General features: G+C 31.9%; 17 protein-coding genes, 1 tRNA gene and 1 other annotated feature. All 18 genes read right to left on the bottom strand.

Translation table 11 applies throughout. The annotated features are described in order from the left end of the window. Positions 1-206: 206 nt before the first annotated feature. Positions 207-1,490, bottom strand: coding sequence for an NRAMP family divalent metal transporter (locus HW276_RS02015; protein WP_178937202.1), 1,284 nt, complete (start codon positions 1,488-1,490; stop codon positions 207-209). A gap of 303 nt (positions 1,491-1,793) precedes the next feature. Next, a complete protein-coding gene (locus HW276_RS02010) occupies positions 1,794-2,606 on the bottom strand; it encodes a Nif3-like dinuclear metal center hexameric protein (protein WP_178937201.1) in 813 nt (270 codons plus the stop codon). Between the two features lie 230 nt (positions 2,607-2,836). Next, positions 2,837-3,787: an RNA polymerase subunit sigma gene (locus HW276_RS02005; RefSeq protein ID WP_178937200.1), complete on the bottom strand. Its 951-nt coding sequence runs from the start codon at positions 3,785-3,787 to the stop codon at positions 2,837-2,839. A gap of 117 nt (positions 3,788-3,904) precedes the next feature. Further along, on the bottom strand, positions 3,905-5,083 hold the full coding sequence (rpoD, locus tag HW276_RS02000; protein ID WP_147002979.1) for an RNA polymerase sigma factor RpoD: 1,179 nt from the start codon (positions 5,081-5,083) through the stop codon (positions 3,905-3,907). After that, positions 5,076-6,914 carry a DNA primase gene (dnaG, locus tag HW276_RS01995; protein ID WP_178937199.1) on the bottom strand — a complete coding sequence of 613 codons (1,839 nt, stop codon included), beginning with the start codon at positions 6,912-6,914 and terminating at the stop codon, positions 5,076-5,078. Before dnaG ends, rpoD begins: the two co-directional genes overlap by 8 nt. Before the next feature lie 96 nt (positions 6,915-7,010). After that, on the bottom strand, positions 7,011-7,217 hold the full coding sequence (locus HW276_RS01990; protein ID WP_147002977.1) for a DNA-directed RNA polymerase subunit omega: 207 nt from the start codon (positions 7,215-7,217) through the stop codon (positions 7,011-7,013). A gap of 34 nt (positions 7,218-7,251) precedes the next feature. After that, positions 7,252-7,797 carry a guanylate kinase gene (gmk, locus tag HW276_RS01985; protein ID WP_147002976.1) on the bottom strand — a complete coding sequence of 182 codons (546 nt, stop codon included), beginning with the start codon at positions 7,795-7,797 and terminating at the stop codon, positions 7,252-7,254. Positions 7,798-8,060: 263 nt separating this feature from the next. Beyond that, positions 8,061-12,125, bottom strand: coding sequence for a DNA-directed RNA polymerase subunit beta' (gene rpoC / locus HW276_RS01980; protein WP_178937198.1), 4,065 nt, complete (start codon positions 12,123-12,125; stop codon positions 8,061-8,063). 125 nt (positions 12,126-12,250) lie between these two features. After that, on the bottom strand, positions 12,251-15,697 hold the full coding sequence (rpoB, locus tag HW276_RS01975; RefSeq protein WP_178937197.1) for a DNA-directed RNA polymerase subunit beta: 3,447 nt from the start codon (positions 15,695-15,697) through the stop codon (positions 12,251-12,253). 575 nt (positions 15,698-16,272) lie between these two features. Continuing rightward, the gene (gene rplL, locus HW276_RS01970) at positions 16,273-16,641 is read right to left on the bottom strand and encodes a 50S ribosomal protein L7/L12 (protein ID WP_147002973.1); all 369 of its coding nucleotides are present in this window, start codon (positions 16,639-16,641) and stop codon (positions 16,273-16,275) included. 75 nt (positions 16,642-16,716) lie between these two features. Then, positions 16,717-17,223, bottom strand: a complete 507-nt coding sequence (rplJ, locus tag HW276_RS01965) for a 50S ribosomal protein L10 (protein ID WP_147002972.1) — start codon at positions 17,221-17,223, stop codon at positions 16,717-16,719. An 11-nt stretch (positions 17,224-17,234) separates the two neighbouring features. After that, positions 17,235-17,400, bottom strand: a sequence feature (ribosomal protein L10 leader region). A gap of 155 nt (positions 17,401-17,555) precedes the next feature. Further along, a complete protein-coding gene (rplA, locus tag HW276_RS01960) occupies positions 17,556-18,263 on the bottom strand; it encodes a 50S ribosomal protein L1 (RefSeq protein ID WP_147002971.1) in 708 nt (235 codons plus the stop codon). A 96-nt stretch (positions 18,264-18,359) separates the two neighbouring features. Continuing rightward, positions 18,360-18,785 (bottom strand): 50S ribosomal protein L11, encoded by a 426-nt coding sequence (rplK, locus tag HW276_RS01955; RefSeq protein ID WP_018498762.1) that lies wholly within the window; start codon positions 18,783-18,785, stop codon positions 18,360-18,362. A 139-nt stretch (positions 18,786-18,924) separates the two neighbouring features. Continuing rightward, entirely contained in the window at positions 18,925-19,551 is a 627-nt protein-coding gene (gene nusG / locus HW276_RS01950; RefSeq protein WP_147002970.1) for a transcription termination/antitermination protein NusG, read from the bottom strand. Position 19,552: 1 nt separating this feature from the next. Next, a complete protein-coding gene (gene secE / locus HW276_RS01945) occupies positions 19,553-19,768 on the bottom strand; it encodes a preprotein translocase subunit SecE (protein WP_010128900.1) in 216 nt (71 codons plus the stop codon). Positions 19,769-19,911: 143 nt separating this feature from the next. Further along, positions 19,912-19,987, bottom strand: a tRNA-Trp gene (locus HW276_RS01940). Between the two features lie 16 nt (positions 19,988-20,003). Then, on the bottom strand, positions 20,004-20,153 hold the full coding sequence (rpmG, locus tag HW276_RS01935; RefSeq protein WP_006807173.1) for a 50S ribosomal protein L33: 150 nt from the start codon (positions 20,151-20,153) through the stop codon (positions 20,004-20,006). A 162-nt stretch (positions 20,154-20,315) separates the two neighbouring features. Next, positions 20,316-20,810 carry a DUF441 domain-containing protein gene (locus HW276_RS01930; protein WP_010128732.1) on the bottom strand — a complete coding sequence of 165 codons (495 nt, stop codon included), beginning with the start codon at positions 20,808-20,810 and terminating at the stop codon, positions 20,316-20,318. Positions 20,811-20,820: the final 10 nt, after the last annotated feature.

Here is a 20,820-nt window from a genome sequence, read left to right as displayed (position 1 = left end):
CCATTAAAACATGCTCAGTAAAACTAATAACAGCTAAGTAAAATTAGGATTTATACTAAACTCATAAAAAAATAGAAGTTCTATTTTATATGTTCTTTATTCTTTTCAAGGAAATTCATAACCAGTTCGCCATTTAAATAAAAAATAGTATAAAAAAAGAAAAAAATCGGGAAAAAAATCCCGACTTAAAAATACATTATTTTTATTTATTTTAAAATTCCTGATAAATAAACAAGGAAAAATATTGTGAATCCTGCTAAATATACAATTCCCGCAACTGACAAAAACCATAACCAGACAGGCAGTTTACTGTTATCCTTAACAAGTGAGAAATTAAGGTAAGAATAAACAGGAGCTGAAACAAATGAAAATATCATTGCAAAATTCATCATTGCAGCCACATTTCCAGCAAAGAAAAATACTATAATCATTGCTAAAATTACAGTTACGATCATCCAAGTATTGAAATGTGCAGTTGTTATTTCCTTTTGCTTACGAATCAAACGTAAAGTTTCAGCATTTGCACGTGAATAACCATCCACAACTGTAATTGTCGTACCAAAAATACACATAAATGCGATAAATGCAATAAGAAGTCCAGACCAGTTTCCGATTACACTTGAGTACATTTTTATAAATTGAGTAATATAAGCTGCACTTGCTCCTTTAATCGCAGTTCCTGTACCATACTGAATCAATGCTCCAAGCGCTAAAAATACAAAGGCTAATATTGTCGTAACAAAATAACCTACATTAAAGTCAAGCATTGCAATTTTACGTGGCACTTTCATTTCATGCTGCTTTTCAACAGTCCACATCGAATTAATTGCTGAAATCTCAATTGGTGCAGGCATCCATCCCATCAATGATATGATAAATGGCAATGCCTTTAACTTCCATGGAGATGGAGCTACAAAATTTGGCGCCATAGGGTGATGCTTAAATAATGCTATAACAACAGCAACAACTGTCGCTATTGTCAATGAAACAACAATAAATTTCGATGAACTGTCTAAAAGCTTATAACCTCCAAATATCATCATTGCAAGCGATCCCACAAGAACAATTGTAGTAAGCATATTAATCATTGAAGCCATCGCTGCAGGTGTAAGACTAGGCAAGACTGTCAATTTCAAGATATTTGCCAAAATTGCCGCTGTCAAAATACCTACTGCCGCAATATTAATAATTGCTGAAAATATATTCATAATGAAAAATACCCATAAATAAATCTTTCCTTTTTCCTCATAACCTTCAATTAACGATTTCTTTCTTTCTAAAGTATATTGAGTTCCAAAACGGAAAAACGGATATTTAAAAACATTTACTAAAATTACAATAATTGCCAGTTGCCATCCGTATAATGCACCCGCTTGCGTAGATGCCACAATATGAGATCCCCCAATAGCCGCCGAAGCCATAAGAATACCAGGCCCAAAGGCTTTAAACTTGCTATACCATCCTGCTTTCGTCTTTGCTATATTTGTCATAAAATATACCTTCCTTTTCTATTATTTGTTTCAAAAACTACAGTAAATTCCTCCAAAATCATAATCCTCAAACTTTAAATTTACATAATTCTTATTAATTCAGCTAATCTCACTTACAGAAGCCATAGACTTTCATGTTAAATTATGTAAAAATTTTCTAAATTTTCCCAAGTTTAAGTATATTTTGATTACCAAATTTTTGAAATTATATAGGTATTATAGCACTTTGTCTTAAATATTCAAAATTTTTTTGGCTAATTTTAGTATATTTTTAGACTTCTTTCTATTTTTTTTAAAGTAATTTTATCCTAACTTAAATACTTCATCTTCAAAGTGACGTATCATTTCCCCTTTAAAAAATTTTCCCATTTCCTGCTCCATCATATCCACAAACAGATATTCACTTTCAAAATGCCCAATATCAACCAAAATACGCCCTTCCTCCAAAGCATCCAAAGCCTCGTGGTATCTCAAATCCCCAGTTAAAAATACATCTATCTTATTTGCCACTTCGTACATAAACGAACTTCCACCACCTGTAACAAGCCCAATTTTTCTCACATAAGAATTTTTATTCCCAACATATCTCACATAGCTTATCCCAAGCGAATCCTTTATTCTTTCTATTAAATCCCCAAGTTTCATTTTTTCATTTAATATTTTAATTCTGGCAAGTCCGCCACGAACATGTTCCATTTGATTCTTTATCGGATTATAATCTTCAAATTCATGTTCATTAAAAATTACTTTTTCACCATCCAAATTCAATTTATCCATTATAAAATCATTTAGTCCATTTATTGCAAAATCTGAATTTGTATGAATTGAATAAACTGCTATTTTATTTTCTATCAGTTTTAAAATTTTTCTCCCATGCACAGTTTCATTTGTAATTTTCTTCAATCCTGAAAAAATAACTGGATGATGTGAAATTATTAAATCCACATTATTATCCACAGCCTTCTGCACAGCCTTCTCTGTCACATCCAAGCAAAATAATACTTTATTTATTTCTCTAGTGTTATCCCCCACAAGAAGCCCGACATTATCCCATTCTTCCGCTATTTTTGGACTGAAAATTGTCTGCAGTTCTCCCATTATTTGCCATAATTTCATAATTTTTATTTCCTTTCACAGTTTTTCTATTTTATAATTTTTCTATCTTCTCAACCTTTTTACATCAAGTATTTTCATTTTATACTCGAATCCATTCGAAATTAAACTATTAAAAATCATATAAACTTAAAACAATCATAGTTTTTGAGTTCGATTTCAAATAAGTTTCGCTATATTTTCACAAGCAAACAAATCTCCTTGTTTCAGAATCCCAATTTCTAAAAATTCTATTAATTTACCGTATAATTTGCCTCTTCGCTATTTTCCACAAAATCATTTCTCATCATATCAATGGAAAGTTTATTAAGTGCCTTTTCCTTTAAAATTTTCACATTATGTTTTGCAATATTCAATGATCTCGCAATTTCCTTTTCTGTATAAACTTTATCATCAAGCCCGTAAGTCATGACTAAAATTTGCTCATCCAAATAATTTAATTTTTTCGGAATATTTTCTAAAATATACATTTGTGTAATTTTATCAGCTTTTTCAAATACTTGCGTATTTTCCATCAATTCTTCAGGCTCAACTTCATCAAACAGCATTTCCAGCTGCTCAATATATTCTGTTGAGACATTCATCTGCCTGCTTATTTCCTCCATTGAAAGTCCCATGCTTTTATCCACTTTTACTTTCAAATACAAAATATATGATAATTCTGAAGATTTAATATCTTTTAATAAATTCTTCTGAAATTCCAAAATATATTTTACAGCAAAATTTTTTATAAAAAATTCAGGCTCCTTTGTAATTTCCATAATTTGATTATAGTAATTCAGCCCTGACATAATTCCTAGCGTAGCCTCCTGAACCGTATCTAAAAATGAAAATCCATATTTTGAATAAAGCAGACTTTCCTTTACAGCGATTTTCAAATACTTGTCAATTAATTCCTCATTTTCCCTTTCACTCTCGCTCTTCTTCTCAAATTCCTCATATTTTTCCTTTATATTTTCCAAATATGACTTTATAATGTCTTTTTCCGCAACAAAAACATTTTCATCCTCCAGCACAATAAAATCACTTCCGTCAGTCGAATTTCTAACTTCAGGAACATTTTCCAGATGAATAAATTTTAGAAACTCAAAAAACTCATCATCACTCATTGTGTAATTTTCAATGATTTTCTCGAAACTAAAACTTCCCTTCTTTCTAATATCTTCAAAAATTTTTTTTAACATTCATTTCTCCCCTTATTTGTTATTTTATTTATGACATACAGCTCCAGAAATTACATTTATTTAACCCATTTAAATATTTTTATGCTAAATATATCTAAAAGGAGCTAAATAATAACTTTAGCTCCTATAATCTTCCAATTTTTTTCTTCTGCTCGGATGTCTTAATTTTCTTAATGCCTTTACCTCAATCTGTCTGATACGTTCTCTCGTTACATTAAAGATTTTTCCAACTTCCTCCAAAGTCTTTTGAGAACCATCATCCAGCCCATATCTATATCTAAGTACCATCTCTTCACGATCATTCAATGTTTTCAATACCTCATCAAGCTGTTCCTTTAAAAGGACTCTAGTTGTCGCATCATAAGGATTGGCAAATTTGTCATCTTCCACAAAATCCCCAAGTTCACTATCCTCTTCACTTCCAACTGGAGTTTCCAGCGAGATTGGATCTTGATTCATTTCAAGAATACTTTTTACCTTTTCTACAGGCAGCTCAAGTTTTTTAGCCAGTTCTTCTGCGGTTGGTTCCTTTCCAGTTTCCTGAAGAATTATTCTGCTTTCCTTTTTAATTTTATTAATCGTTTCAATCATATGAACAGGTATTCTTATTGTTCTTCCCTGATCTGCAATCGCACGTGTTATAGCCTGTCTAATCCACCAAGTTGCATAAGTTGAAAATTTGAACCCTTTTTCATATTCAAATTTTTCCACAGCCTTCATAAGCCCCATATTCCCTTCCTGAATTAAATCCAACATTTTCAGTCCACGATTAGTATGTTTTTTTGCAATGCTGACAACAAGTCTTAAATTTGATTCAATTAATTTTTGCTTGGCTTCCTCTTCTCCATTTAAAACTCTTTGAGCATAATCAATTTCCTCTTCATAACTAAGTAACGGAATTTGCCCAATTTCCCTTAAATACATTTTTATTGGCTCATCCACATCCATACTTTCAGCCATTTTCAATAGATCTGTCTGCAATAATTTATCCACTTCCGAATCGTCGATTTCACTCTCTACAAATTCATCATGCGAATCCTCAAAATCTGATAATTCCATTTTCTCAATATCTTCCAGAGATTCAGGAACTTTTAATAAATCTTCCTTTTCCTTTATAGTATCTACGATTTGAACACCATCATCAGTCAGCTTTTTTATTAACTGATCAATTTTTTCAGTTGAAAATCCAATAGACAAAACAGAATTTATTTCTTCGTAACTTACAACTTTTTGCTCTCGTGCCTGTTTTATAAAATTTGCGAGACTATTTTTTAAATTTTGTTTTTTATCAGACATAACCCAGTCTCCTTATCAATATAAATTCATCATATAATTTCTTTATTTCCTCAATTTTATTAACATTTCTCATTTTTAACAACAATTTTTTTAATTCAATTTTTTTTATTTTATTATTTTCTTCTTCTGATTTTTTACTTTCCTCTCTTATTTCCCGCTCAAACCATCCAGAATAGACTTCCATAAAATATCTATCTTTAAAGTAACTGTCCTTATACTTAATATCTTTATCTGCCCGTAATTTTAACTGTGTTACAGCTTCCCTGCTTTCTTCGCTAATATCATTTTTATCAAGCTGTACTATATCAAAGTTTACAAGTTTCAACTTTTTGATCAGCTCATTAAACAAAGAATGGCTAAATTCCTTATTTAACAATTCTTCGCATCTTTTCCTTTCAGAATCGTAAAATTCCAGAATGTACATAAGCGTCTGTTCTTCCAATGCAATATTCAAGTCTTCCTTTAACTTTTTATACTGGACTTTCTGGTTTCCGCGATCTTTTCTTTTTTTTCTTTTTGAAGTTTCAACTGATATATTTTTTAGCGATTCTTCCAATACAAAGTCATTAATTCCAAAATTAACTGACAATCGCTGTAAATATAGATTTTTACTAAGATTATTTGTGATATTTGAAAAAAATGGCTTTAACCTTTCAATAAACTTTTTCTCGCCATTTATATTATTCAGATCCAAATCCTTTGAAGCTTCTCTTGTCAAAAAGTCAAAAATTTCTTCTGATTTTTTTACAACTTCTATAAAAGCCTTTTTCCCATTTTTTCTCAAAAACTCATCAGGATCCTTCTCACTTCCATCCATAACCAGACATTTTACATCAAAATCATATTTTTTCAAAATATATCCAGCTTTTACAATCGCATTTTTCCCCGCTTCATCATTATCATACGAAATCAGCACCTTATCTGTATATTTCTTCAAAAGTTCCGCCTGCTCTTCGGTAAATGCCGTTCCAAGACTTGCTACTGCATTTTCAAACCCATGTTTCTGGGCTGTCAGCACGTCAAGATAACCTTCCATCAGCATTGCAAAACCTTTTTTTCTAATATTTTCCCCTCGGTACTTTATTCCAAAAAGTTCATTTCCTTTTTTAAAAATAGGCGAATCTGGAGAATTTAGATATTTAGGCAAGTTAGTATTTTTCTCAATTATACGACCTCCGAATCCAACAATTTGGGCATCCGCATTGTAAATCGGAAAAATTACCCTATTTCTGAAACTGTCATAGATTTCTCCATTTTCATTTCTTTTGGCAAGTCCCAGTTCCATTATTTTCCCTTCTGGAAAATCTTTTTCTAGTAAATATTGAAATAAATCATCTCGTGAACTCGAAGCAAATCCAATTCCAAACTTTTTTATTTCCTCCAGCGAAAAATCTCTCTCCTTCATATATTCCAATGCTTCATCATACTTCTCAATATTTTCCCTGAAAAATATCTGAGCTTCCTTCATTATTTCAAAATATTCCCTGTTCACAGCCTTTTTCTTCTCAGTTTCCCGATTAACTGCCTCATATCCCCTATTTTTTCTAAGCGGAATATTATACTTTTGTGACAATTCCTCCACCGCTTGAATAAATCCAATGTCATTAATTTTCATATAAAACGAAATTACATTTCCACCAATTTGAGTACTAAAATCTTTAAAAATATTTTTTACTGGACTGACTGTGAAGGAAGGAGTCTTTTCCTCCTTAAACGGAGATAACCCTTTATAATCTGAACCTGCCTTTTTCAAATTAACATATTCACCAATCACTTGAACGATGTCCAGATTGTCAATTAACTTTTGTATTTCTTTTTTACTGTAAAACATTATATTCTATTCCTCCGCAAAACAGTCACTAAAAAATACCTACACTATTAGTATAGTGTATTTTTTTAAATAGTCAATACTTTCCAAATAAATTTTTTAATTTTCTTCGTTTTCTTCATTCTTTTCTCTAATAACAACTACTTCATCTTCCATAATGTCCTTAAAAACTTCATCCATTATTTCTGATTTTGGTTTTCCTTTAGCAAATTCTTTTTTTGCAATTTTTCCTGAAATAATTGCAAGTTCGTATTTATTAGGTACTTTAGTCAATAATTCATCTATTGTTATTTTTTCCTTTTTCATAATTTCTCCTATTATTTTAGAATTTATATTAACTTTACAAATTAATAATATTTATTAATTCCCTGCAAGATTCTTCAATATCATTATTTATTATTGTATAATCGTATTTTTTTTCATACTCCAGCTCTTTCAATGCATTTTTCAAACGTGTCTGAATAACTTCCTCTGTGTCAGTATTTCTATTGCGAAGCCTTTTTTCAAGTGTTTCCATATCCTTTGTACGAAAAAACACCAAAACAGCATCTTTTTTCTTTTCCTTCGCAATTAATGCACCTTGAACATCAATTTCCAAAATTACATTTAATCCTTTATTCAAGTTGCTTTCCACAACTTCCTTTAATGTTCCATAATAATTGCCGTGAACATTTGCATATTCATAAAATTCATCATTTTTTATTTTTTGTTCAAAAGTTTCCTTAGTTAAGAAGAAGTAATCTTTTCCATCGATTTCTCCATTTCTTGGCTTGCGAGTTGTAGCTGATATTGATAATGGGATATTTAATCTATCTTTTACTAATTTTGTGACTGTTGATTTTCCTGAGCCTGAAGGCCCTGAAACGATAAATAGTTTTCCTTTCATTAAGAAACCACCTTTATTTTTAAGTGAATAAGGGGAAATTCATATTTATAAATTCCCCTATTCATCCAATTTATTTTCCTATTTTCTAAATCTTAAACTATTTTCCATTTAATAGCAGATTTTTTTAACAATAGTCAATAAACTCTTACTAACCTCTACTTTATAATGAAATTTAGTATTAAGCATTTTTCATTTTCAAATAAGCAACTGACAAATTATTTTAATTTACAAAAGATTTTGCCAGTCACCTAATTTAATTCTTATTAAACTTCTGTTTCTTCTGAATTTTCCACAGTTTCTACTGATTCATCCGATAAATCTGAAACTGTTTCAATTTCTTCATTTATTCCATCCGCATCAGTTTCTGCCTCTGTTTCAATTTCTTCGGCAATGTCACTTTTCAAAGTTGCATCCAGATATTTGTAATCTTTGAAACCAGTACCTCCTGGTATTTTCTTACCAATAATTACATTTTCCTTAAGCCCTTCAAGTCTGTCTGTTTTTCCTTCAACTGCAGCATTTGCAAGAACTTTTGTTGTTTCTTGGAATGATGACGCAGAAATGAAACTTTCTGTGTTTACTGCCGCTTTTGTAATACCTTGTATTACAGGTTCGTAAGTTGCAGGACGTTTTCCATTTGCAATAAGTTTTTCATTTTCACGTTCCACAATTTTCTTATCAATTAATTCATCTTCAAGGAATAGTGAATCTCCAGCTTCCTTAATCTTAATTTTTTGGAACATTTGTTTTACGATTATTTCAATATGCTTGTCATTAACCGCAACTCCTTGTTCACGATAAACTTGCTGTACTGATTCCAAGATAAATTGCTGTGCTTCCACAAGCCCTTTAATTTTCAAAATATCGTGAGGCGAAACTGGTCCATCTGTAATTTTAGCACCTTTTTCAATCAGCATTTCATTAGTTACAACCAGATGTTCCCCCACAGGAACTGTATATTCTTGAATTAATTCCCCAGTTTCAGGATCTTCAATCAATATTAATCTCATACCCTTTTTCTTCTTATCCGAGAATACAACACGCCCTGCAAATTCTGACAAGATAGCTTTTCCTTTAGGATTTCTTGCTTCAAACAACTCTTGTACACGAGGAAGACCTCCAGTAATATCCTTATTTCCTTCTCCTGTTTTCAAGATTTTTGTAATAGTTTGACCTTTTTTAACATGATCTCCTTCATTTACCATTAAATATGCTCCATAAGGAACTGCATATTCTACTCTTCTGTCATCTTTTGTGTAAATTATGATTCTAGGGTTTACATCGCTGCTTTCCACAGGTTTTATAGCTACTTTTTCAGTAACTCCATATTTTACGTCAATGTTCTCTCTTACATAAATATCTCTAAATTCTACTTTACCTTCTTCAGATGTAATAATTGGCGTTTGATAAGGATCAAATTCAACTAGGATTTGTCCTTTTTTAACTTCATCTCCATCTTTTACATGTAAAATTGAACCAGATTGAATTTCATATCTATGTTTTCCTATTATTAAACGTCCATTTTGAGAAACAACGATTTCTTTTCCTTCTTTATCTAAAAGTGTAGAAATACCTCTAAACTTAACTTTTCCAGCAATATCCGACTTATAATCAGATTGAACTGAAGCTGCTGTGGCAACTCCTCCAGTATGGAAAGTACGCATTGTAAGCTGTGTACCAGGTTCTCCAATTGATTGAGCCGCAATAACTCCAACTGCTTCCCCTTTCAAGATTTCCTTATGGTTAGAAAGATCCAATCCATAACATTTCTTACAAACTCCCTTTTCCAATTTACAAGTCAAAGGCGTTCTAATTTCCACTTCACGAATATCTAATTCTTCAATCTTTTTAATCAATTCATCATCAATCAAAGTATTTCTAGTCGCAATAACTTCTCCATTATGAACTAAATCTGTCGCCAAATTTCTTCCATAAATTCTTTCACTTAATTTTTCGATAACTTCCCCAGCATCCATCAAGTCCGTTACGACAATTCCATGTTCACATCCGCAGTCATCATGATTTACAATAACTTCGTGCGAAATATCAACAAGCCTTCTTGTCAAATATCCTGAATCCGCCGTTCTTAGTGCTGTATCGGCAAGCCCTTTTCTCGCTCCATGTGATGACATAAAGAATTCCAAGATGTTAAGACCTTCCCTAAAGTTGGCTTTAATTGGCATTTCAATGATTCTACCTTGCGTATCCGCCATAAGTCCACGCATTCCACCAAGCTGACGCATTTGCGCAATTGACCCTCTGGCTCCTGAATTTGCCATCATGTAAACTGGATTAAATTCATCAAGGTTATCCATCATATCTTTTGTTACTTTTTCAGTAGCTTCTGACCAAATACCCACTGTTTTTCTGTATCTTTCTTCATTGATAATTTCTCCAGCTTTATATTGCTTCTCAACTTCTGCCACACTTTTTTCAGCATTTTCAAGTATTTCCTTCTTAGTTTCAGGAATCTTCAAATCTTCAATTCCAACTGTAATTCCAGCAAGTGTACCGTAATGGTATCCAAACTCTTTAATATCATCCAGTAATTTTGAAGTTTTTTCAAATCCATATCTCTTATAAAGTTCACCGATCAGATTTTTCAATTCTTTTTTACCAAACGTAATTCCATAATTTCTAACTTCTTTTGGCAAGATCAAGTTAAACATCAATCTTCCTGGCGTTGTTTCAATCAAATTACCATCTACTCTAACTTTCACTATAGCATGAACAGACACTTTTCCATTTTGATAAGCAGTAATTAATTGATTTCTGCTAGAAAACAGTTTTCCTTCTCCCATTGAACCTTTTTTCTCTTTTGTCATATAATAGCATCCCATTACCATATCTTGTGACGGAACTGCTATTGGTCCACCATTTGATGTAGCTATAATGTTATTTGTTGCAAGCATAAGTAATTTTGCTTCCATCTGCGCTTCCTGTGACAATACCAGGTGAACCGCCATTTGGTCACCATCAAAATCCGCATTAAATGCAGAACATACAAGCGGATGAAGTCTAATAGCCTTTCCTTCTATCAAAATTGGCTCAAATGCTTGAATTGAAAGTCTATGTAATGTCGGAGCACGATTTAAAAGTACTGGGTGATTTTTAATAATTTCTTCAATCAATTCCCATACATTTTCATCTTCTTCTTCAACCATTTTCTTAGCAACTTTAATATTTGAAGCCAATTCCCTTTTTACAAGCTCTCTCATCAAAAATGGCTTATACAGTTCAAGCGCCATCTTTTTAGGCAATCCACACTGATTCATTTTCAAGCTTGGTCCAACGACAATAACTGATCTTCCTGAATAATCCACACGTTTTCCCAATAGATTTTGTCTAAAACGTCCTTGTTTCCCCTTTAACATATCAGAAAGTGATTTCAATTCCCTGTTGCTTTGATTAACAACTGGTTTTCCACGTCTACCATTATCAATTAACGCATCCACAGCTTCCTGCAACATTCTCTTTTCATTTTTTATTACAATTTCAGGAGCTTTAATTGACATCAATTTTTTAAGCCTGATATTTCTATTAATTACTCTTCTATACAAATCATTCAAGTCAGAAGTAGCAAATCTTCCACCATCTAACTGAACCATCGGTCTTAAATCAGCTGGAATAACTGGCAACACAGTTAAAATCATCCATTCAGGTCTATTTCCAGCTTCTATCAAATCTCTTACTACTTTTAATCTTTTTATAACTTTTCTTCTTTTTTGTGTAGAATGTTCCACATCCATCTCATTTTGAAGTTTACTTTCCAATTCATGCAAATCAATTTCCTCAAGTAAAGTTAAAACTCCTTCAGCACCCATTTTCGCTGTAAACTCACCTTTAAATTGACTTTCATGCAATTTATATTCTCTTTCTGTCAAAATTTGACCTTTTTCAAGCCCAGTTTCTCCAGGATCAGTTACAATATATCTTGAAAAATATAAAACTGACTCCAATTCCTTCGTACTAATCCCCAACAAAAGACTCATTTTGTTAGGCGTACCTTTAGAATACCAGATATGTGCAATCGGTGTAGCAAGTTTAATATGTCCCATTCTTTCACGTCTAACCTTTGAAGTTGTCACTTCAACACCACATTTTTCACACACCATGCCTTTATAACGCATTCTCTTATACTTTCCACAGGCACACTCATAATCTTTAGACGGTCCAAATATTCTCTCACAGAATAATCCGTCCATTTCAGGCTTTAATGTTCTATAATTTATTGTTTCGGCTTTCGTAATTTCACCATAAGACCATTCCAATATTTTCTCTGGTGACGCCAATTTTATTTGAATACTGTCAAAATCTCTTATACTCATTTAATAAGACTCCTCAATTCTTTATTCCACTTTTTTTGAAAAGTAAAGTGGGAAAACTTTTTCTATATTTGTTTTTTTAAACTAAAATTTATATGCAAAATTTCAGTTCCCAAAAATATTTTTCACTAAGCATCTACATTTTTATCTAATTCAATTTGTTCCCCATCTTTATCATAAAGAGCCACATCTAGTCCAAGTGACTGGAATTCTTTAATTAATACTCTAAATGATTCTGGAGCATCTGCTTCTGGCATTTCTTGTCCTTTTACGATGGCTTCATAAGTTTTTGTTCTTCCACTGATGTCATCTGATTTAACTGTAAGCATTTCTTGTAAAATATTTGATGCACCGTAGGCTTCCAATGCCCAGACTTCCATTTCTCCAAGTCTTTGTCCACCAAATTGGGCTTTTCCTCCAAGTGGCTGTTGAGTAACAAGTGAATATGGTCCGATTGCTCTGGCGTGCATTTTGTCTTCTACCAAGTGGTGAAGTTTTAACATATACATACGTCCAACTGTTACTGGGTTGTCAAATGGCTGTCCAGTTCTTCCGTCTATTAGTTTTACTTTACCAGTTCTGCTGTATCCAGCTTCTTCCAAGTAATTTTTTACATCGTCTTCACTTGCACCATCAAATACTGGCGTTGCGATATATTTATCAATATCTCCAATTGCAAGTCCCAAGTGAACTTCCAGTACCTGTCCAATATTCATACGAGATGGCACTCCAAGTGGGTTAAGACAAACATCAATTGGTGTACCGTCTTCCAAATGCGGCATATCTTCAATTGGAAGTACTCTTGAGATTACCCCTTTGTTTCCATGACGTCCAGACATTTTATCCCCAACCATTATTTTTCTTTTTTCAGCAATGTAAATTCTAATTAATTTATTTACTCCAGCCTTCAAGTCATCTCCGTTTTCTTTAGACAGTTCAAGTACATCTACAACAGTCCCTTTTACTCCATGAGGAAGTCTTAATGAAGTATCTCTTACATCTTTTGCCTTTTCCCCAAAGATTGCACGTAATAACTTTTCTTCTGCTGGCGGTTCAGTTTCTCCTTTTGGAGTTACTTTTCCAACTAAAATATCATCAGGTGTTACGTGAGCTCCGATTCTTATAATTCCATTTTCATCAAGGTTTCTCAAGGCTTCTTCAGAAACATTAGGAATTTCCCTTGTAATTTCCTCATCACCTAATTTTGTAGTTCTCGCTTCAATGTCAAATTCTTCAATATGAATTGAAGTAAATACATCATCTTTTCTAAGTCTTTCTGAAATAAGGATTCCATCTTCAAAATTATATCCTTCCCAAGGCATAAATGCTAGCAGGATATTTTTACCTAATGCTAAATCCCCGCCTGCAGTAGATGGTCCATCTGCAATAATATCTCCCTTTTGAACTTTATCTCCCAAGTCAATAATCGGTTTTTGATGTAAACACATTGACTGGTTAGATTTTTCAAAGTTTAGTAATCTATGAGAATATTCTTTTCCATCTTCATCAGTTACAACAATCTTTCTTGCATCTACAAAAGTTACAGTTCCAGCTGCCTTTGAAGTAATAACTGCCCCTGAATCCACAGCAACTTTTCTTTCAAGTCCAGTTCCAACATAAGGTGCTTCTGTTTTTAATAAAGGTACTGCTTGACGTTGCATATTTGATCCCATTAACGCACGATTGGCATCATCGTGTTCCAAAAATGGTATTAATCCCGCTGAAACAGACACTAATTGTTTTGGCGACACATCTAGAATATCAACTTTTGACTTGTCAATATGCACAATTTCATCCCCATAACGGCAAACAACTTCATCAGTCAAGAAATTTCCATCCTTGTCAATTGGCGTATCTGCTTGAGCGATAAATAATCCTTCTTCTTCATCAGCTGCTAAATATCTAATATCATTAAAATCGGCTTTTCCATCGTTTATTTTTACAAACGGAGTTTCAATAAATCCATATTTATTAACTTTTCCATAAGTTGAAAGTGAAGCGATAAGTCCGATATTCGGTCCTTCTGGAGTTTCTATTGGACAGATTCTTCCATAATGCGAATTATGAACGTCCCGAACTTCAAATCCCGCTCTATCTCTCGAAAGTCCTCCAGGTCCTAACGCTGAAATTCTTCTCTTATGAGTCAATTCAGATAACGGATTTGACTGATCCATAAATTGTGACAATTGTCCACTTCCAAAAAACTCAAGAATTAGTGCATTTAGAGGTTTTGTATTTAACAAACTTTGTGGAGTCAATGTTGTAATATCTTGAATTGTCATTTTTTCTCTGACCATTTTAGACATTTTCAGCATTCCACCTTTTATTTGGATAGAAAGTAATTCTCCAACACCTCTTACACGTCTATTTGACAAATTATCAATGTCATCTGTAAATCCTTCTCCGCTTACAAGATTTTTCACATATTCAATAGTTTGCAAAACATCTTCCTTTGTCAACACAATTACATCTGCTGGAACATCTAGTTTTAATCTTTTATTAACTTTATATCTTCCAACATCTGCCAAATCATATCTTTGCGGATTAAAGAACATCTGTTTAACAAGCGATCTGGCACTGTCAACAGTTACTAAATCCCCTGGACGTAGTTTTCTAAATACTTCGATAACTGCCTCATCACTATTTTTAGTGCTATCATGTACCAAAGCATTTGCAATTATTCTATCTTCAGGTTTTACTTCCCAAATACTTAATTTTTCTACCTTCGCATCTATTATTTTTTGAATAACAGGTATGTCGATGATTTCTTCTGCTTCAGCGACAAATTCCCCAGTTTCTTCATCCAAAATATCTTCTCTTACAAAACTTCCTTCCAGTCTTGATCGCAAAATTTCTTCCAGTTCAGTATCTTTATATTTTGAATAAAATTCTGACAATTCCACTTCCTTTAACTCAAAAAATTCATTCATAATTTCTTCGTTAGTATGGAAAAAATCAACTGCTTTAAGGAAAACAGGCAATAAAACTTTCTTTCTTCTATCAATTTTTACATTTAAAATATCATTCTTGTCAGTTTCAAATTCAAGCCATGTTCCTTTATAAGGGATAATTTTCCCGATAAACACATCTTTTCCTGTTTGAATATTCAATTCCTTGTTAAAAGTGATTCCTGGTGATCTGTGTAATTGGGAAATAACAACTCTTTCTGCACCATTTACGATAAACGTTGCTTTATCAGTCATAAGCGGTATATCTCCAAAATGAACTAATGTTTCCTGAATTTCTCCTGTTCTCTTGTTAGTTAATTTCAATCTAACTTTTAATTGACCAGAATACGTTTTACCTCTTTTTTTACATTCCAATTCATCATTTAAAGGCTCATCATTATCATGAATTTCATACCATAAGTATTCTAATTTCAATAACCCATTGCTGGATTCAATTGGAAAAATTTCATTAAAGATCGCTTCAAAACCTTTATTTTCTCTCTTTTGAGGTGGCACTTTCGTCTGCAAAAAATCTTCATAAGAATTTAACTGAAATTCTAAAAAGTGCGGCATTTCCCCTCTATCTACTATTTTTCCGAAACTATATCTTTCAATAAGTTTGTTCATTTAAAAAATTCCTCCCTATAAAGAACACATTCTTCATCAATTCAAATCAAAAATTAAACTTTTATAAACTTCTAAATTTAAACCTCATCTAAAAATGTTCTCATAATTTCGATTTGTTATTTTATATCACGTGAGTTGTTCCCATAAAAATGGCAACTTTCTGGAAACTGCAAAATTCTGCATTCCAAATAAATCTAATACAATATAACTTTTTTACCTATAAAATTACATCAATTATATTATAAAAAACTAAAAAATAGACTAAAAATACTTCTGTTTTAAACATTTGAACCTCTATATTTAGTCTTAAAGTTATTATACCAAAACTACTTTTTCCAATTTAACTATTTAAAAATAATCAAATTTACCTAAAAAACAATCTATTTTTTTCAATGTCCATATTCTTTTACAAGCAGCTTTGCCATATTACATATATGAATTTGTTTTGACCTATTTTTATCTCTAAAAATTAATACAAAAAAGAATAAATTGTCTATTCAACCTTAAAGTTTTATAGTGGAAAAAGACACTCTCTGTAATGTCTAAGAGTGTCTTAACTATTAATTTGATTTTGACTATTTAACTTCTACAGTTGCTCCTGCAGCTTCTAATTTACCTTTAATTTCTTCAGCTTCTTCTTTAGAAACTCCTTCTTTAACTGCTTTTCCGCCAGCTTCAACTAATTCTTTAGCTTCTTTAAGTCCTAATCCAGTAATTCCTCTTACTTCTTTAATTACTGCTAATTTAGTTCCTCCTGCAGATACTAATACTACATCAAATTCAGTTTTTTCTTCAGCTGCTGCTCCTGCTGCTGCTCCTCCTGCAACTGCTACTGGTTGAGCTGATACTCCAAATGTTTCTTCAATAGCTTCAACTACTTCTTTTAATTCTAATACAGACATAGCTTTTAAATCTTCTATAAATTGTTCTTTATTAAATGCCATTATTTTATTTCCTCCTAATTTTCTTCTTAATTTGTTTATTTTTTATTATTTTAGTTTATTAATATTTTCATTCAATTATTCAGCTGCTGCTCCAGTTTCCTTTTGTTCTGCAACATTTGTCAATGCCACAGCCAACATTCTAACTGGCGACAACAATCCGTAAGCAATTTGACCAAGTAATTCATCTCTAGATGGTAATTTAGCCAATGCTTCAACAGTAGATACTTCAACTCTTCCAGTTTCTAGTAATCCACCTTTAATTGTTAATTTATCTTTTAATTTTTTTCCAAAATCAAAAACTAATTTAGATGGTGCAACTCCATCTTCATATCCTACTGCGAATGATGTAGTTCCTTCCAATAAATCATCAACATCTGTGTCAAATCCCGCTTCTTTCAATGCTATTTTAAATAATCTGTTTTTAGCAACAAAATATTCTACTCCTGCTTCTCTAGCATTTTTACGAAGTTCAGTATCTTCATTAACACTAATCCCTTTATAATCAACAAATACTACCGCTTTAGCATCTTTTAATTTTTCAACTAGACTTTTTACAACTTCTAATTTTTCTTGTGCTGGCAATTCATTTCACCTCCTTATAATAAAAACCTCTGAAACAAAAACAATAAGCCCAGAGGTATCATATTATAAAAATATCTATTATTTAATTTTAATATCTATTTGTAATAATATTTACCTCGGTAGGGTTTAAAGAATCAAAATTCTACCTACTGTCTTTGGTTATATTTACTTTGTATGATTTATATGATTATAAACCAATATATATTATTATACAATAACTTTTAAAAAATTGCAAGTATATTTTAAAAATTTATTATTAATCTTTTATATTTTTTAAATTACCGAACAGAAAAAATCCATCCGGTAATTTATATATTATATAAGATTATTTACTATTTAGCAACAAATGCTCCAGCCAATAATGGATCAACTTTAATTCCAGGTCCCATAGTTAATGAGATTGCAACTGTTCTTAAATATTGTCCTTTTGAAGTAGCTGGTTTTAATTTGATAATTTGATCTAATGCTACTTTGAAGTTTTCTACGATAGCTTCCTTTGTAAAATCAACTTTACCGATTGGTAAGTGAATTGATCCTAATTTATCAACTTTAAATGCAACTTTTCCTTTTTTAAATTCTTGAACTGTTTGTTCAATATTTGTTGTAACTGTTCCTGATTTAGGGTTAGGCATAAGTCCTTTAGTTCCTAAGATTCTTCCTAATCTTCCTAATTTAGGCATCATGTCAGGTGTAGCAATTACTAAGTCAAAATCAAGCCATCCACCTTGGATTTTGTTAATATATTCATCATCTCCAGCAAAATCTGCTCCTGCTGCCAATGCCTTATCAATATTTTCTCCACTTGTGATAGCCAAGATTCTTACTGTCTTACCTGTTCCGTTTGGTAATGAAACTGTACCTCTTACTTGCTGATCAGCGTGTCTTGGATCTACTCCCAATCTAATTGCTAATTCTACTGTTTCCACAAATTTTGCACTTTTAGTTTCAAAAACTAAATCCAATGCTTCTTCTGGTGTGTAAACTTTCATTTTATCTACTTTTTGAGAAATGTTATCGTATCTTTTTCCTCTTTTTGCCATTTATTATTTCCTCCTCTGTGGTCATTGGTTTTATAACCTTCCACTTGTTCTAATAATCGTTTAATTCTTTATTTCTTATCTCTATTTTAATATTAATTATTCAGAAATTTTAATTCCCATACTTCTTGCAGTTCCTGCAATAATGTTCATAGCCGCTTCAACACTTCCAGCATTTAAATCTGGCATTTTAGTTTCTGCAATTTCTTGTAATTGAGCTTTAGTTATAGTTCCAGCAACTTCTTTTAATGAATTTCCAGCACCTTTTTTAACTTTAGCCGCTTTTTTCAATAAGTCTGATGCAGGCGGTGTTTTTAATACAAATGTAAAACTTCTATCTGCATATACAGTAATTTCTACTGGAATTACAAATCCCATTTTATCTTGTGTTTGAGCGTTGAATGATTTACAGAATTCTGCAATATTTACCCCGTGTTGTCCTAATGCAGGCCCTACTGGTGGTGCAGGATTTGCTTTCCCCGCTTCTAATTGTAATTTAATCTTTCCGATTACTTCTTTAGCCATTTTTCCTCCTCTGTGGTAATTGAATTTTTAAAATCTCCCACTTTTTCTTTCAAATTAAAATTTCGCTAATTGTTATTCTTTAATAATACTTCTCTTTAAAATAATATTTTTTCTGTTTTTAAATTTTAAATTTTAAATTTTAATAATCTATTTTTTCTATTTCAGTATGCTCTACTTCCACAGGAGTCAAACGCCCCAGCACTTCAAGCATTACTTTTATTTTACCATGTTCATGGTCAATTTCTGAAATTTCTCCCTGTTGTCCATCAAATGAACCACCTTTAACAGTAACAACTTCACCAACTTTAAAATTAATATCAAGTCTTGGAGCTTTTTCCTCCCCGTCAATATCAATTCCAATTTTAGAAAGTAAATCTGCGGCTTCTTCATCAGACAACGGTATTGGATCACTTCCAACTCCGACAAATCCAGTAACTCCATTAGTATTTCTTATTACATACCAGGCATCACTGTCAACACGATATCCCAGTCCTAATTCATTTTCTTCCCTAACAGAAAGCATTTCTATCATTACGTAACTTGGAAAAAGTTTTCTTGGAACTTTTACCATTTTTCCACGTTTTTCCTCCAGCACCTCTTCTTCAGGTACTAAAATTCTAAAAACCCTATCTGTCAAGTCAAGCGACTCTATTCTTTTTTCCAAGTCAGCAGCCACTTTTTTTTCGTAACCAGAATAAGTGTGAATTATATACCATTTTTTTTCGTATGCAACTTCATCTTCAACTTTTTCATTTGCTTCAGTCACTTTACGCGCCTCCTAAAATATTTCTTAGAATATCACTTATTTTTGCCAGCACAAAATTAAACGCTGTATCAAAAAGAAGTGTATATATAGCTATAAAAGCTGTCATCAAGATCACGATTACAGTAACGTGATAAATTTCAATTTTATCCGGCCAATATATTTTTTTATATTCTTCACGTAAATTCCCAATAGCATCCTTTAAATTAAATTTACTCATAATTATCTCCTAGAATCATCCAAGAATTTTAAAAAAACTAAATTCTCCTGCTTTAATAAAGAAATTTAACCTAAAAAATAAATAGTCCTTAAAACCATATACAACTAAGTTTCTTTATTAAAAAAAATTCTCATAAAATAAAATGGCAGGCCAGGCAGGAATCGAACCCGCAACTTTCGGTTTTGGAGACCGACGCTCTACCAATTGAACTACTGACCTATCTATTTTTATGAGATTATTTAACTTCTCTGTAAAGAGAATGTCTTTTAAGCACTGGATTGTATTTTCTCATTTCTAATCTTTCAGGATGAGTTTTTTTGTTTTTAGTTGTAACATAATGTCTCAACTTAGTTTCAGTGCACTCTAAAATAACTTGTACTCTCATTGTTTCTATCCCTCCCAATAAAATATTGGTATTACCAGAATAAACTAGCTTATTTATAATACCATACTCTATAGTTTTTGTCAACACCATTTTCTTTGTTTTTTTTAAATTTTTTCCATTTTTTTGTAAATCTGCTAAACAACTGTGTAATTTCAAGTGAAATTAATGTTTTAAAAATAACTCCAGCACCTTTAAAATACAAAATGTAATTCCACTGGCAATAACTGGTCCAGCCGCAATTCCCTTAAAAAATACAACTCCCATTATTGTCCCAATTACAAGGGCAACTGTAATTTCAGGCTGCCCGGAAAGAAGTCCGACTCCTTTGGAAGAAAGGATTGAAACTGTAATTCCGCTTATAATTGCAACCCATCCAACTGGGGATTTAAAGGCGGAAAGCAGATGGGAAAAGCCAATTTCTCCAGTTGCAATAGGGATTAAAATTGCAATTGTAATTATTAGCACTCCCCAGTTTATCCCTTCCTTTCTAAATTGAGTCATTATTCCTTCAATATTGACTCCTTTTATTTTAAAATATTCAGTAATATTAAACAGACATTTCAGAATCAGCACAAAAATTGTCGCAAAAACAATAGATTTATTATTAGTTATCGCTCCTACCAGTAAAATAATTCCTAAAAAAATAAAACTTTCCAAAATTTCTCTC

It is taken from the genome of Leptotrichia sp. oral taxon 417 (assembly GCF_013394865.1).
In the GTDB taxonomy this organism is placed as follows: Bacteria; Fusobacteriota; Fusobacteriia; order Fusobacteriales; family Leptotrichiaceae; genus Leptotrichia; species Leptotrichia wadei_A.
Note: the sequence above shows the minus strand (reverse complement) of the source record. Positions and strands in the feature narration are given on the sequence as shown.

Coding starts and splice junctions, on each gene's coding strand:
- HW276_RS02015 (WP_178937202.1), bottom strand. CDS start 1,490: ATGACAAATATAGCAAAGACGAAAGCAGGATGGTATAGCAAGTTTAAA.
- rpoD (WP_147002979.1), bottom strand. CDS start 5,083: ATGTCTGATAAAAAACAAAATTTAAAAAATAGTCTCGCAAATTTTATA.
- HW276_RS02005 (WP_178937200.1), bottom strand. CDS start 3,787: ATGTTAAAAAAAATTTTTGAAGATATTAGAAAGAAGGGAAGTTTTAGT.
- rpoB (WP_178937197.1), bottom strand. CDS start 15,697: ATGAACAAACTTATTGAAAGATATAGTTTCGGAAAAATAGTAGATAGA.
- gmk (WP_147002976.1), bottom strand. CDS start 7,797: ATGAAAGGAAAACTATTTATCGTTTCAGGGCCTTCAGGCTCAGGAAAA.
- dnaG (WP_178937199.1), bottom strand. CDS start 6,914: ATGTTTTACAGTAAAAAAGAAATACAAAAGTTAATTGACAATCTGGAC.
- rplA (WP_147002971.1), bottom strand. CDS start 18,263: ATGGCAAAAAGAGGAAAAAGATACGATAACATTTCTCAAAAAGTAGAT.
- secE (WP_010128900.1), bottom strand. CDS start 19,768: ATGAGTAAATTTAATTTAAAGGATGCTATTGGGAATTTACGTGAAGAA.
- HW276_RS01990 (WP_147002977.1), bottom strand. CDS start 7,217: ATGAAAAAGGAAAAAATAACAATAGATGAATTATTGACTAAAGTACCT.
- HW276_RS02010 (WP_178937201.1), bottom strand. CDS start 2,606: ATGAAATTATGGCAAATAATGGGAGAACTGCAGACAATTTTCAGTCCA.
- rpoC (WP_178937198.1), bottom strand. CDS start 12,125: ATGAGTATAAGAGATTTTGACAGTATTCAAATAAAATTGGCGTCACCA.
- rpmG (WP_006807173.1), bottom strand. CDS start 20,153: ATGAGAGTACAAGTTATTTTAGAGTGCACTGAAACTAAGTTGAGACAT.
- rplL (WP_147002973.1), bottom strand. CDS start 16,641: ATGGCATTTAATAAAGAACAATTTATAGAAGATTTAAAAGCTATGTCT.
- rplK (WP_018498762.1), bottom strand. CDS start 18,785: ATGGCTAAAGAAGTAATCGGAAAGATTAAATTACAATTAGAAGCGGGG.